The 12787-nt window shown below is 55.7% G+C and carries 14 protein-coding genes and 1 tRNA gene; 1 reads left to right on the top strand and 14 read right to left on the bottom strand.

All coding sequences use genetic code 11. The features are described 5' to 3' along the window. Positions 1-60: 60 nt before the first annotated feature. Positions 61-132: transfer RNA gene (locus VU18_RS13390), tRNA-Arg, on the bottom strand. A 306-nt stretch (positions 133-438) separates the two neighbouring features. On the opposite strand from VU18_RS13390, the gene clpP reads away from it, so the two are divergent. Continuing rightward, entirely contained in the window at positions 439-1029 is a 591-nt protein-coding gene (clpP, locus tag VU18_RS13395; RefSeq protein WP_011232532.1) for an ATP-dependent Clp endopeptidase proteolytic subunit ClpP, read from the top strand. Between the two features lie 126 nt (positions 1030-1155). Here clpP and VU18_RS13400 read toward each other — a convergent pair whose 3' ends face one another. From VU18_RS13400 to hisD, 13 genes are all read right to left on the bottom strand, one after another. Beyond that, entirely contained in the window at positions 1156-1413 is a 258-nt protein-coding gene (locus VU18_RS13400; protein ID WP_011232533.1) for an HPr family phosphocarrier protein, read from the bottom strand. A gap of 14 nt (positions 1414-1427) precedes the next feature. Continuing rightward, on the bottom strand, positions 1428-2390 hold the full coding sequence (gene whiA / locus VU18_RS13405) for a DNA-binding protein WhiA (protein WP_011232534.1): 963 nt from the start codon (positions 2388-2390) through the stop codon (positions 1428-1430). Between the two features lie 120 nt (positions 2391-2510). Then, positions 2511-3464 carry a uridine diphosphate-N-acetylglucosamine-binding protein YvcK gene (yvcK, locus tag VU18_RS13410; RefSeq protein ID WP_011232535.1) on the bottom strand — a complete coding sequence of 318 codons (954 nt, stop codon included), beginning with the start codon at positions 3462-3464 and terminating at the stop codon, positions 2511-2513. Continuing rightward, positions 3461-4357: an RNase adapter RapZ gene (gene rapZ, locus VU18_RS13415; protein ID WP_042381714.1), complete on the bottom strand. Its 897-nt coding sequence runs from the start codon at positions 4355-4357 to the stop codon at positions 3461-3463. The genes yvcK and rapZ overlap by 4 nt, the downstream gene beginning before the upstream one ends. Before the next feature lie 18 nt (positions 4358-4375). Further along, a complete protein-coding gene (locus VU18_RS13420) occupies positions 4376-4852 on the bottom strand; it encodes an 8-oxo-dGTP diphosphatase (RefSeq protein ID WP_014196721.1) in 477 nt (158 codons plus the stop codon). A gap of 337 nt (positions 4853-5189) precedes the next feature. Beyond that, on the bottom strand, positions 5190-6146 hold the full coding sequence (gene trxB / locus VU18_RS13425) for a thioredoxin-disulfide reductase (RefSeq protein ID WP_011232538.1): 957 nt from the start codon (positions 6144-6146) through the stop codon (positions 5190-5192). Positions 6147-6221: 75 nt separating this feature from the next. Then, positions 6222-7691: a lipopolysaccharide assembly protein LapB gene (locus VU18_RS13430; RefSeq protein WP_047758261.1), complete on the bottom strand. Its 1470-nt coding sequence runs from the start codon at positions 7689-7691 to the stop codon at positions 6222-6224. 152 nt (positions 7692-7843) lie between these two features. Next, complete coding sequence (hisIE, locus tag VU18_RS13435; protein WP_021321640.1) at positions 7844-8491, bottom strand: bifunctional phosphoribosyl-AMP cyclohydrolase/phosphoribosyl-ATP diphosphatase HisIE; 648 nt, start codon at positions 8489-8491, stop codon at positions 7844-7846. Continuing rightward, positions 8488-9246 carry an imidazole glycerol phosphate synthase subunit HisF gene (gene hisF, locus VU18_RS13440; protein ID WP_014196727.1) on the bottom strand — a complete coding sequence of 253 codons (759 nt, stop codon included), beginning with the start codon at positions 9244-9246 and terminating at the stop codon, positions 8488-8490. The genes hisIE and hisF overlap by 4 nt, the downstream gene beginning before the upstream one ends. Then, positions 9243-9980, bottom strand: coding sequence for a 1-(5-phosphoribosyl)-5-[(5-phosphoribosylamino)methylideneamino]imidazole-4-carboxamide isomerase (gene hisA, locus VU18_RS13445; RefSeq protein ID WP_014196728.1), 738 nt, complete (start codon positions 9978-9980; stop codon positions 9243-9245). Before hisA ends, hisF begins: the two co-directional genes overlap by 4 nt. Next, on the bottom strand, positions 9980-10621 hold the full coding sequence (gene hisH, locus VU18_RS13450; protein WP_014196729.1) for an imidazole glycerol phosphate synthase subunit HisH: 642 nt from the start codon (positions 10619-10621) through the stop codon (positions 9980-9982). The genes hisA and hisH overlap by 1 nt, the downstream gene beginning before the upstream one ends. Positions 10622-10845: 224 nt before the next feature. Further along, positions 10846-11433 (bottom strand): imidazoleglycerol-phosphate dehydratase HisB, encoded by a 588-nt coding sequence (gene hisB, locus VU18_RS13460; protein WP_042381731.1) that lies wholly within the window; start codon positions 11431-11433, stop codon positions 10846-10848. A 3-nt stretch (positions 11434-11436) separates the two neighbouring features. Then, positions 11437-12711, bottom strand: coding sequence for a histidinol dehydrogenase (hisD, locus tag VU18_RS13465; protein ID WP_014196732.1), 1275 nt, complete (start codon positions 12709-12711; stop codon positions 11437-11439). Positions 12712-12787 lie beyond the last annotated feature (76 nt).

Raw genomic sequence — 12787 nt, forward strand, 5'->3', positions numbered from 1 at the left:
CAAACGCGGTCGTATCAAGGAGTTTAGGAATTCCGATCCGAACAGGTCGGATACAAGTAGCGCCCTCGGCAGGATTCGAACCCACGCTAAGAGAACCGGAATCTCTCGTGCTATCCACTACACTACGAGGGCATGGAAGTTCATGATTTCTCTATTTCGTTCCGTCGCATGTTCTATTATAGCAGGATCGCGCAAAAATGCAAGAGGAAAAATGCCATCAAAAGCAGGAAAAATTGCACCTTTGTTCCTTCCCCCATCAACGGGGCAACAGGTTAAAAAAACGAAAAAGCGGTTATGATGAAAAAAGGGATGTTTGCCGCCAGCCGCGAATATGTTATAAAGAATGGGGAAGGTCGTTTTGTTTGACCTTCATTGACCATTCGTGTATGATTAAGGCGTACATATTGATCCATTAGGATGGAAAAGGAGGCGTTTTTGATGTATTTGATTCCGACTGTCATCGAACAGACGAACCGCGGGGAGCGGGCGTACGACATTTATTCGCGCTTATTGAAAGACCGAATCGTGTTCCTTGGCAGCCCGATCGACGACCAAGTGGCCAACTCGATCGTGTCGCAGCTGTTGTTTTTGGCGGCGGAAGACCCGGACAAAGATATTTCCTTGTACATCAACAGCCCGGGCGGCTCGATCACAGCTGGCCTGGCGATTTACGACACGATGCAGTTCATCAAACCGGACGTATCGACAATTTGCATCGGCATGGCCGCTTCCATGGGGGCGTTTTTGCTTGCCGCCGGTGCGAAAGGGAAACGGTTCGCCTTGCCAAACAGTGAAATCATGATCCACCAACCGCTCGGCGGCGCCCAAGGGCAAGCGACGGAAATCGAAATCGCAGCGAAGCGCATTTTGTTCTTGCGCGACAAATTGAACCGCATTTTATCGGAAAACACCGGCCAGCCGATCGAAGTGATCGAGCGCGATACGGACCGCGACAACTTTATGACCGCGCAAAAAGCGATGGAATACGGCATCATTGACCGCGTGCTGACGCGCGCTGATGAAAAATAAGGCATGCACACGTTGGTAGAACCGCTATAGAGCTGCGCCTGCACCGACATTGACGAAAAAAGGCTGCTTCCGACAAAAACGGAGCAGCCTTTTCCATTCCTTTCCCCGCCAGCCCCACACGCTGCTTTACTTTTCCTTTTGCACATAGGCGGCGAGCTTTTCGATCGCTTCTTGCTCATCCGGACCGTCGGCAATGAGCGTGATCACCGCTCCATGGCCGATGGCGAGGCTCATCAAGCCCATAATGCTTTTCGCGTTGACCCGTTTTCCGTCTTTTTCCAAAAACACATCAGCGGAAAAACGGTTCGCTTCTTGGACGAACAACGCCGCCGGGCGCGCCTGCAGCCCGGTTTTTAATTTCACTTCCACTTGTTTTTCCACCATTCTCCATCTCCCCTTTACAGCGATTTATGGAAATCGACCGGCTTTCCAGCCCGCAGCCGCTCCGCGATCTCATCAATTTTGCGCAGCCGGTGGTTGATGCCGGATTTGCTGATTTTTCCACCGGCAACCATCTCCCCGAGCTCTTTCAGCGTCACGTCTTGATGCTCGATGCGAAGTTTCGCGATTTCCCGCAGCTTGGCCGGCAGTGAATCAAGGCCGATCGTCTCGTCGATGTAGCGGATGTTCTCCACCTGGCGAAGCGCAGCGCCGATCGTTTTGTTCAAATTGGCGGTTTCGCAATTGACAAGCCGGTTGACCGAGTTGCGCATATCGCGGACGATGCGAATGTCCTCAAAGCGGAGCAGCGCTTGATGGGCGCCGATGATGTTCAAAAACTCGGCGATTTTTTCCGCCTCTTTTAAATACGTAATAAACCCCTTTTTCCGTTCCAACGTTTTCGCATTTAAAAAAAAGTGGCTGTTCATCAATTCGCATAACGCCCGGTTATGCTCCTCATACAGCGAAAAAATCTCCAAATGGTAGGACGACGTCTCCGGGTTGTTGACCGAACCGCCGGCCAAAAACGCGCCGCGCAAATACGAGCGCTTGCAGCATTTTTTCTTGACGAGCTCCGGGGAAATGTCATGGATGAGCGAAAAATCGCCGTTGACAATGTGAAGTTCACGAAGCAAAGAAGCCGCACCGTCGGTCACGCGGACGATGTAGACGTTGTTTTTTTTCAAGCGCATTTTCTTGCGGACAAACAGCTCGACGGCGACATCGTAGCCCTTTTTCAATAACGTATAAATGCGCCGAGCGATCGCCGCATTTTCCGTCTGGACATCGATGGCCATTCGCCCGCCGGAAAACGACAGTGAACCGTTCATGCGCAAAAGCGCCGACAGCTCCGCGCGCAAGCAGCAAGGCTTCACCTCTAAATGGGTCAATTCCTTTTTCGTTTCCGATGCAAAAGACACGATCGCTCCACCTCCATTCGTTCCCCGCATCCGGCCGGTTGGAGGTGCCTGACTTTCGGCGCGGCCATCGGGAGCATCACCGCCCATAATGGCGCTTTGCGGCCTACTCGGGTCCCGCCTTTAACGGTGAGGGAGAAGCCCGAGAAGAAGGGCGGCGACTTTCGCCGTATTATGGCGAATGACCCCATCCTCGTACGTGACAATATCGTCGCGGATGACTTGCAACGAAAGCCCGCTGCTGTCGTCACGCACCGGCTCGGCCCGCTCCGCCTCGTAGCGGCGGCGGATCGCTTCCGGGATCGCTCCGCTGTTGATGATCACCGCGTCCAAAAACGGGCCGCCAAGATGAGCATGAAGCGCCTCCACATGGTCGCTCACCGTATAGTGCGGCGTCTCGCCGGCCTGAGTCATAATGTTGCATATATATACTTTTTTCGCCTTCGCCTTGCATACTTCCTGCCCGATTTTCGGCACGAGCAAATTCGGCAAGATGCTTGTGTATAGGCTGCCCGGCCCGATGACAATCAAATCGGCGCGGCGGATGGCATCAACCGTCTCCGGCAGCGGCTCAATGTCTTCCGGCGTTAAAAACACCCTCTTAATTTTTTTTCCCGCACTCGGGATTTTTGACTCGCCAGAGATGATGGAACCGTCTTCCATCTCCGCGTGCAAAACGACGCTCTTGTTCGCTGCCGGCAGCACCTGGCCGCGCACGTTCAACACTTTGCTCATCTCACGGATCGCTTTCACAAAGTCGCCGGTGATCGATGTGAGCGCCGCCAAAATCAAATTGCCGAGCGAATGGCCGGATAAGCCGTTGCCGTTTTGAAAACGGTGCTGGAACAGCTCGACAATGAGCGGTTCGACGTCAGACAGCGCGGCCAATACGTTGCGGACATCCCCGGGCGGCGGAATGTGCAGCTCATCGCGCAGCCGCCCGGAACTCCCTCCATCATCGGCGACGGTGACAATGGCGGTCAAATCCAATTCATGCTGCTTCAGCCCCCTCAGCAGGACGGGAAGCCCGGTGCCGCCGCCGATGACGACCAGTTTCGCTGCTCGTTCGTTTCTCATCGGTGTATGTCCTTTCTCCTCTCCATGTCCCGGTGCGAGACAACCGTTTTATAATCATCTGAAAAATGGCGGGCGATATATTCTGCGAGCGCCACCGAACGGTGCTGCCCGCCCGTGCAGCCGATGGCGATCACCAGCTGGCTTTTTCCTTCGCGCTGGTAATACGGCAGCATAAACGACAACAAGTCAATGAGCTTTTCCAAAAACTTTTGCGTTTCCCCCCACTTGAGCACGTAGGACGATACGTCGTCATCCAACCCGGTTTTCGGACGCATATGTTCAATGTAATGCGGGTTCGGCAAAAAGCGGACGTCAAACACCAAATCTGCATCAATTGGAATGCCGTACTTAAACCCAAACGACATGACGTTGATGGTAAACCCGGATTGAGCGTGCGATGAGAACTGGCGGATGATTTTCTCCCGCAGCTCGCGCGGCTTGAGCCCCGTCGTATCGTAAATGATCTGCGCCCGCCCTTTCAGTTCTTCGAGCAGCTTCCGCTCCAAACGGATTCCTTCAAGCGGGGGCTCGTTCGGCGCAAGCGGATGCGTCCGCCGCGTTTCTTTGTAGCGGGCCACCAACGTCGAATCTTGGGCGTCCAAGAACAACACCTGGGGGACGACCCACGCTTGCTCACCCAGCTCATCGAGCGCGGCGAACAAATGATCGAAAAAGTCGCGGCTGCGCAAATCCATGACAAGGGCGACTTTGTTCATTTTATTCCCGGATTCTTTGACGAGCTCCAAAAATTTCGGCAGCAGCGTCGGCGGCAAGTTGTCAATACAAAAAAAGCCGAGGTCTTCGAAGCTTTGAATCGCCACCGTCTTTCCCGCGCCGGACATACCGGTGATGATGACGAGCTGAATCGGCTGCAGCGCCCCGTTTTGTCCCATCTCCGCCCCTCCTCTCCATCAGCTCGGATCGAGCCGATATGAAAGCAGCTCGAATTCCTCTGTATAGACAAACACCCCGTACATGACCCCTTTGCCTTTCAAGGCGTAATCCAAAATATGATAGTCTCCAGGGGCCATCGGCAGCGTCGAAAGCGTCTCCACCTGATGCCAAGCAAGCGTCCCTTCTTCGGAAGACGGCACGTTTTCACCAATGAAGTCGTCGGCGAAAAACGTAAACATCATCCACTCCGACACCGTTTCATTCCCATTTTTCATCACGATCGTAAAGACGCCTTTCAGCTCTGGATTTTTCAAATAAATGCCCGTCTCTTCCCGGTATTCACGAATGCATGCTTCACGCACCGTCTCGCCGGGCTCCATTTTCCCGCCCGGAGCGACCCACCAGCCGCGCCTCGGCTTTTGCAAAAGCAGCACTTGGCCGTCTTTATATAATACGCAGTTTGTCACCCGTTGCAATTCGTTCACCCCAACCATCCGCAAACACGCACATAATCATCTTTATTTTACCATAAATAGTTAGGCCGCTCCACCTTCAAACCGCTGGAAACCGTCCGCTTCCCGTCTGCAAAAACCTCGGGGGCCCAACATTCCGCTTCCAGCCGAAAGACGCCATCCCCCGCCGTTTCGAGCGGGGCGGCAGGATGCAAGCGCGCAGGCAAAGAAAAAAAAGACGCGGACAAACGCCCGCGCCAAAAAGGATCTATATAAAAGGGGGTCAATTACTTACTTATAGCATACGACAAATGTGTTGCGCCCGTGTTACATCTGGGTTAAATAACCATTACGATTTGATTGCGATTTGGTTACCGGATCAGCTGACCCCTTGCTTATTGAGCTTTTCTTTCAGTTCCTCAACGTAATGCTGGGCGCTTTGCGCGGCGATGCTGCCGTCGCCGGTAGCCGTCACGATTTGCCGGAGCGTTTTTTCCCGCACATCACCGGCGGCGAAAATGCCCGGCACTTTCGTCTCCATCTTTTCGTTCGTGACGATATAGCCGTTTTCATTCGTGATGCCAAGATTGGCAAACGGCTTCGAGAGCGGCACCATCCCGATGTAAATGAAAACGCCGTCGCACGGAAATTCGCGTTCCTCGCCTGTTTGCGTATGCACAAGCGTCACGCTGCCGACTTTTCCGTCCTTTTCGTTGATTTGTTTCACCGTATGGTTCCAGATGAAATCAATTTTTTCATTGGCGAACGCCCGGTCTTGCAAAATTTTTTGCGCCCGCAGCTTGTCGCGGCGGTGAACGATCGTCACTTTATTGGCAAACCGCGTCAAATAAACGCCCTCTTCGACCGCCGAGTCGCCCCCACCCACGACGACCAAATCTTTTCCTTTGAAAAACGCCCCGTCGCACACCGCACAGTACGAAACGCCGCGGCCGCCGAGCTCCGCTTCACCCGGTACACCGAGTTTTTTATATTCCGCTCCGGTGGCGATGATAACCGCGCGGGCCTTGTACTCTTTATCGCCGACGATGACCGTTTTGTACGCCTCGCCGTCGATGATTTCTTTCACATCGCCGTATGCGTACTCCGCGCCGAATTTTTTCGCATGCTCAAACATTTTCGCCGCCAATTCCGGGCCTAAAATCGTTTCAAAGCCAGGATAGTTCTCGACTTCCTCAGTGTTGACCATCTGCCCGCCCGGAACGCCGCGCTCGATCATCAGCGTCGACAAATTGGCGCGCGATGTATAGACAGCCGCCGTCAGCCCAGCCGGCCCGGCTCCGGCAATAATGACATCGTAAATTTTTTCGTCTGCCACACCGTCCACTCCCTCGCTTGAGAATCATTCCATTTTCATCGTATAGAAGTCGATTCGCCCTGTCTATTGATTTGCTCATGTATAGAGCCGGCGCGCTTTTTGCACGTATTTTTGCACCGTCGACGCCGACACGCCGTATTTGGCCGCCATCTCTCTTTGCGTCACACGCTCTCCTTGCTGTCGGCGCCACATGTATTCGATCGCCGCCCACGCGGCTCCGTTCGCAAATGGCTCGCGATCAGCCGACGGATGGACGGCCATCGCGAAGGCGAAGCGGCAGAGCGCTTCCTTTTCCTCATTATGCGCCGAAAGCGCATCGACCATGCGGCCGATGTTCGCCACCCAAGCGGACGGGCCGTCGGTTAAGCCGAACAAAAAGCAGTCGATAAACGGGCGCAGACGGGGATCGGACGGCAAGAGGCGGCATACCGCAAGCGACATCGATGGCTCTTTCGCCTGCGGCGAGCGGCTGAACAAGTACAATCCGTACAGACGGTCGGCCAGCTCGTCGCCCTCCAGCCAAGCCATCAAGCGGATAAGCGCCTCATCCACCGGCGCTGAAACGGCCCACGGCTCCTCACCCCGTTTTTCGGGATGGAGGGTGGCAAGCACCTCCCACATTTGCCGAGCGAGCGGCTCATGGCCAGTATAGTAGGCAGCGCAAGCGAGCCAATAATAAAATGGCCCATCACCGCCAAAGCCTTGTTTATACAAACGGTGCAGCCAACGGAACGCCAAATCGAACCGCCCAACAAGCGCGAATGTCGCCCCGAGCTTGTATTGATGCTCGCGAAAAAACGGATACAAACCGGCCAGCGTCTCGCAAAGCGCGGCCGCCTGTTCTTCCTCACGCAAGTAATAGGCGAAGACAAGCGCGTTGCAAAGCGCATGCAAATTGCCGGGATCGCGTTTGAGCACTTCACGCACTTTCTGTTTCGCTTTGTCGACATCGCCGCTGTAAAAATAAGCAAGCGCCAAATTGTTATGCGCCGACCAAACGTCCGGATAGCGCACGACGAGCGCTTCAAGCGCTTCAATCGCTTCCGCAAACCGCTCCTCCTCAAGCAAACGGCGGGCCCGATCCTCCAGCACCATCAGCTGCTCCTCTTCTTCCGTCCATTCCGAGCCATCGAGCCGAAGCAGCTCAAGCAAGTCAGCAGCATCGTCGGCAAACTCTCCGGCCGGCTCATGCGCCAAATAACGTTCCGCGTATTGCCTTGCTTCACGAAACAAGCCGAGGCAGGCGAAATTGTTCGCCAAAAAATACAAACAGTCGTACATCGTTTCGTCCAAATCATGGATAATTTTGAACAGCCATTGATTGGAAAATTGATATTCACCAAGCTCCGACAGCACAAGGGCAAGCTGCAAGGCGAATGAGGCATCGCGCTCATCCAAACGGACGGCGCGCTCAAAATATTTCCTCGCCTTTTCCAAATCGCCTCGGTCGTATGCTTTCATTCCTTTTTTAAAAAAGTAATCTCCGCTTTGGATGAACGGTACAATCGTCGCTTTTCGTGATGATCGCTTCAGTTGTTTTCCCATTCTGTCCTCCGTCGTCCGTAAAATTCGTCGAACAACAGTATACCATATCGGCGGCGAAAACAAGCAAGAAACTTTAGGAATGCGGTTTTTCCGTGCAAAAAAGGAACGCCGGCGCGATGGCAGACGTTCCTTTTTCTCACCTAACCATCTTGTTATTTTTTGTCGCCCGCTTCCACCTTTTGCGCGTGCCGCTCGGCAAGCGTCGCAAGCACCGCGTCAAGCGGCAGCTTTTGTTCGCGCAACAGTACAAGCAAATGGTACAACAAGTCGGCCGCTTCCCATTTCAATTCGTCATGGCTCCGGTTTTTCGCCGCGATGATGACTTCCGCCGCTTCTTCGCCGACTTTCTTCAAAATTTTATCGACGCCTTTTTCAAACAAGTACGTCGTGTACGACCCTTCCGGCCGTTCGGCGTCGCGCTGGGCGATGATCTGTTCCAACTCGTTCAAAATGGCAAACCGGTCGGCCGCCGGCGTGCGCGCCGCGCCGTCCAGCGAGCGGGAAAAACAGGAATACGACCCGGTATGGCAAGCCGGGCCGGCCGGCTCGACGAGAACGAGCAGGGCGTCGGCGTCGCAGTCGTAGCGGATGTCGACAACGCGCTGCACGTTTCCAGATGTCGCCCCTTTATGCCATAGTTCTTGGCGCGAGCGGCTGTAAAACCATGTTTCTCCGGTCTCCAGCGTTTTTTTAAGCGACTCTTTGTTCATATAGGCAAGCGTGAGCACTTCCTTGCTTTGCGCATCTTGGACGATGGCAGGTACAAGCCCTTTTTCATCAAAGCGAATGTCCGCCGTCATCGCACGTTCACCCCTTTTTCTTTCAAGTACGCTTTCACTTGTCCGACTGACGTTTCTTTGTAATGGAAAATCGATGCCGCGAGCGCCGCGTCTGCTTTCCCTTTTTCGAACGCTTCGAGGAAATGCTCCGCCTTGCCGGCGCCGCCCGAGGCGATGACCGGAATCGGGACCGCTTCGCTCACCCGCCGCGTCAACTCAATATCAAAACCGTTTTTGCCGCCGTCCGCGTCCATGCTCGTCAGCAAAATCTCCCCGGCGCCAAGACGGACCGCTTCCTGCGCCCAAGCGACGACTTCCCAGTTCGTGGCGTTGCGGCCGCCGTGCGTATAGACGCGCCATGAACCAAGCGTTTCATCGTATTTCGCGTCAATGGCGACGACGATGCATTGCGAGCCGAAAAAGTCCGCCCCTTCGGTGATCAAGGTCGGATGGAGCACCGCGGCGGTGTTGAGCGACACTTTGTCGGCCCCGGCGCGAAGCATCCGCTTCATATCCTCAAGCGAGTGGATGCCGCCGCCGACCGTAAACGGAATCGCTAGCTGGGCGGCGACGCGCTCGACGACATCGACCATCGTTTTCCGCCCTTCATGGGAAGCGGAAATGTCCAAAAACACGAGCTCGTCCGCCCCTTGCTCATCGTACGCCTTCGCGAGCTCCACCGGATCGCCGGCATCGCGCAGCTGGACAAATTGCACTCCTTTGACGACGCGCCCGTCTTTCACATCGAGGCACGGGATGATGCGCTTCGTGATCATCGCTCGTTCACCGCCTTGAGCGCTTCCGCGAGCGTAAACTGATTCGTATAAAGCGCCTTGCCGACGATCGCGCCGCCGATGCCTTGTCCAGCATATTGGCAGAGCGCGCGCAAATCGTCAAGCGAGCTGACGCCGCCAGAAGCGATCACTTCTTTTCCCGTCGCCTCGGCCAACCGGACCGCGGCGGCGATGTTCGGGCCCGACAGCGTGCCATCGGTCGCAATATCGGTGAAAATAAACGTCTCCGCCCCCGCCTCAGCGAGCATCCGCCCGAGCTCTTCCGCCTTGACGTTCGACGTCGCAAGCCACCCTTCCGTCGCCACGAAGCCGTCGCGGGCGTCAATGCCAATCACGATGCGGCGGCCGTATTTTTGGAGCATCTTTTTCACAAACGGCGGGTCGGAAATGGCCGCACTTCCTAAAATGACGCGGGCGACCCCATTTTCTAAATAATGCACGATATCCTCTTCCGTCCGGATGCCGCCGCCCACTTGCACATGGACGGAAAGACGACGGGCCGCTTCAATGACAAACCGGTCGTTGACGCGGCGCCCTTCTTTCGCTCCGTCCAAATCGACCATATGAATCCACTCCGCCCCTTGAGCGGCGAATTGCTCGGCCATCGCGACCGGCGAATCGCCGTACACCGTTTCTTTGTTGTAATCGCCTTGCAGCAGGCGGACGCACTTGCCGCCGCGCATATCGATCGCCGGATAAATCGTAAACGCCGCCATCAGCCGTTCCCCCTTCCCGTGGCGATGCCGACATAATTGTTCAAGATGCTCATGCCGACCGCACCGCTTTTTTCCGGATGAAACTGTGTGCCAAACACACAGCCGCGCCCGACGACCGCCGGAACATCAACGTCATATTCACTGCTCGCGAGCACGACGTCCTCATCCCCTGGAATGACATAATACGAATGGACAAAATAGACATGCCCTTCCTCGACGCCACGAAGGAGCGGCGACGGACGATGAAAGCGGAGCCGGTTCCAGCCCATGTGCGGCACTTTGTATGGCTCGCCGGTTTTCGTGACGCCCGGAAAGCGGACGACGCGGCCGCGAAGCAAGCCAAGCCCTTTTGTCGGCCCGTTTTCTTCGCTTTCGTCAAACAACAGCTGCATCCCTAAACAAATGCCGAGCAGCGGCGTGCCGTTTTCAACCGCCGAACGGATGAAAGCAGCTAGGCCTGTCTCATTTAAAATGTGCATCGCATCGCGAAACGAGCCGACACCGGGCAAAATCAGCCCGCGCGCCTGCTCGAGCTCCTCTTTGTCGCCGCTTAGGACATACGGACAGCCGAGCCGCTCGAGCGCTTTGCTGACGCTGTATAAGTTGCCCATGCCATAGTCGATGATCCCGATCATCGTCATCCCATTCCTTTCTTCCCTGATCCATGCCCATCCCCTTGTTCAATGAACAACGGTATGGCGGCATGCTTTTTTACGGCGCTCCTTCCATGTGCAGACTCTCCTTGGCATCCGGTCGCCTTTCCTGCATCCATGGAGCTTTTCCCGCAGGAAGCGCTGCCTCGATCCGACCGCCTTTCCTGCGCCTGCGGAACTCTTTCCCCACGGGGGGCGCCCCACTCCATCGGCTACAGCATCCCTTTTGTCGACGGAACGCCTTTGACGCGCGGGTCGATCATCGTTGCTTCATCGAGCGCCCGCCCGAGCGCCTTAAACACCGCTTCGATCATATGGTGCGTATTGCGCCCGTAATGGACGATGACATGCAAGTTCATCCGCGCTTCAAGCGCCAGTTTCCATAAAAACTCATGCACGAGTTCGACATCAAACGCGCCGACTTTCGCTGCCGGAAACTCGCCGCGAAACTCAAAATGCGGGCGATTGCTCAAGTCGATCACAACTTGCGCCAAGGCGTCATCCATCGGCACAAACGCGTTGCCGTACCGCTTGATTCCTTTTTTGTCGCCGAGCGCTTCCTTGATCGCCTGCCCGAGGCAAATGCCGATGTCTTCCGTCGTATGGTGGTCGTCAATATGCGTGTCGCCTTTGGCCTCAATGTGCAAATCGAACTGGCCGTGCTTGGCGAACAAATCGAGCATATGGGTTAAAAACGGCACGCCCGTTTCCAGTTCCGCCTTCCCTTCGCCATCCAACGAAAACGATAACTGAATGCTCGTCTCGTTCGTCGTTCTTGCGATCATCGCTTCCCTTGCCATCATTCATTCCCCTTTCTCGAGCCGCACCTCAATGGCGCGCGCGTGCGCCTCCAGCCCCTCGAGGCGGGCAAAGGCGGCGATTTTGTCGCCATGTTGTTTCAATGCGGTTTCACTGTAAACAATCACGCTTGATTTTTTCACAAACTCGTCAACGCTCAAGCCGCTTGAGAATCTGGCCGTGCCGTTGGTTGGCAGCACGTGGTTCGGCCCGGCGAAATAGTCGCCGACCGGCTCGGAGCTGAAGCGGCCGAAAAACATCGCTCCCGCATGGCGGAGCCGGCCGAAAAGCGAGAGCGGTTCTGCCGTCATCACTTCCAAATGCTCCGGCGCCAGTTCGTTCACGACATCCACCGCTTCCTCAAGCGTCTCGGTGACGTAAATGGCGCCGTAGTTCTCGAGCGCCGCTTGGGCAATGTCGCGGCGCGGCAGCGTTTCCAGCTGCCGTTCGACTTCGCTCGCCACCGCCAGCGCCAATTTCATCGACGGCGTCACCAAAATGGCCGACGCCCGCACGTCATGCTCGGCTTGCGACAACAAATCCGCCGCAATCTCATCCGGTCGGGCCGTTTCATCCGCCAGCACGACAATTTCGCTCGGCCCCGCGATCATGTCGATCGCCACATGCCCGAACACTTCCCGCTTCGCCAATGCCACATAAATATTGCCCGGCCCGAAAATTTTGTCAACCGGCCGGATCGTTTCCGTCCCGTAAGCAAGCGCGGCGATCGCCTGCGCGCCGCCGACTTTGTAAATTTCCGTCACGCCGAGTTCATAGGCGGCAGCCAGCACCCCAGCCGGGAGCGTGCCGTCTTTGTTTGGCGGCGAGGTGATGACAATCCGTTTCACCCCCGCCACTTGTGCGGGAATAACGTTCATCAGCACAGACGACGGATAAGCGGCCGTCCCGCCTGGCACGTACAACCCGACCGCATCGAGCGGCGTCACCTTTTGTCCGAGAATTGTGCCGTCTTCTTTCGTCATCCACCATGATTCGCGCTTTTGCCGTTTGTGGTAGTCGCGAATGTTGGCCGCCGCTTGGCGAATGATCTCCAGCATCTCCGCGTCCATCGCCGCATGCGCGCGCTTCATTTCCTCTTCCGTCACCTTGAGCGAATCCAGCTTGACGCCGTCAAACCGTTCCGTATATTCTTTCAGCGCCGCATCGCCGCGGTCGCGCACATTGGCGATGATATCAAGCACCGCGCGCCGCTGCTCCTCCGTTCCGCTTTCAATCGTGCGCCGCAGCGAGACGCCGCCTCGGATCCGTTCGATTTTCATCGTTCGCTCCCCTTTCTGTGACGTCCATCGGTTTTCGTCCATTGGCAATCTGTATCGATGCAATTTGAAGCTTTAC

It is taken from the genome of Geobacillus sp. ZGt-1 (assembly GCF_001026865.1).
Classification (GTDB): Bacteria; Bacillota; Bacilli; order Bacillales; family Anoxybacillaceae; genus Geobacillus; species Geobacillus thermoleovorans.

Coding starts and splice junctions, on each gene's coding strand:
- hisB (WP_042381731.1), bottom strand. CDS start 11,433: ATGGCAAGGGAAGCGATGATCGCAAGAACGACGAACGAGACGAGCATT.
- hisIE (WP_021321640.1), bottom strand. CDS start 8,491: ATGACGGCGGACATTCGCTTTGATGAAAAAGGGCTTGTACCTGCCATC.
- VU18_RS13400 (WP_011232533.1), bottom strand. CDS start 1,413: ATGGTGGAAAAACAAGTGGAAGTGAAATTAAAAACCGGGCTGCAGGCG.
- hisH (WP_014196729.1), bottom strand. CDS start 10,621: ATGACGATGATCGGGATCATCGACTATGGCATGGGCAACTTATACAGC.
- hisD (WP_014196732.1), bottom strand. CDS start 12,711: ATGAAAATCGAACGGATCCGAGGCGGCGTCTCGCTGCGGCGCACGATT.
- VU18_RS13420 (WP_014196721.1), bottom strand. CDS start 4,852: ATGGTTGGGGTGAACGAATTGCAACGGGTGACAAACTGCGTATTATAT.
- hisF (WP_014196727.1), bottom strand. CDS start 9,246: ATGATCACGAAGCGCATCATCCCGTGCCTCGATGTGAAAGACGGGCGC.
- VU18_RS13430 (WP_047758261.1), bottom strand. CDS start 7,691: ATGGGAAAACAACTGAAGCGATCATCACGAAAAGCGACGATTGTACCG.
- rapZ (WP_042381714.1), bottom strand. CDS start 4,357: ATGGGACAAAACGGGGCGCTGCAGCCGATTCAGCTCGTCATCATCACC.
- yvcK (WP_011232535.1), bottom strand. CDS start 3,464: ATGAGAAACGAACGAGCAGCGAAACTGGTCGTCATCGGCGGCGGCACC.
- hisA (WP_014196728.1), bottom strand. CDS start 9,980: ATGGCGGCGTTTACGATTTATCCGGCGATCGATATGCGCGGCGGCAAG.
- clpP (WP_011232532.1), top strand. CDS start 439: ATGTATTTGATTCCGACTGTCATCGAACAGACGAACCGCGGGGAGCGG.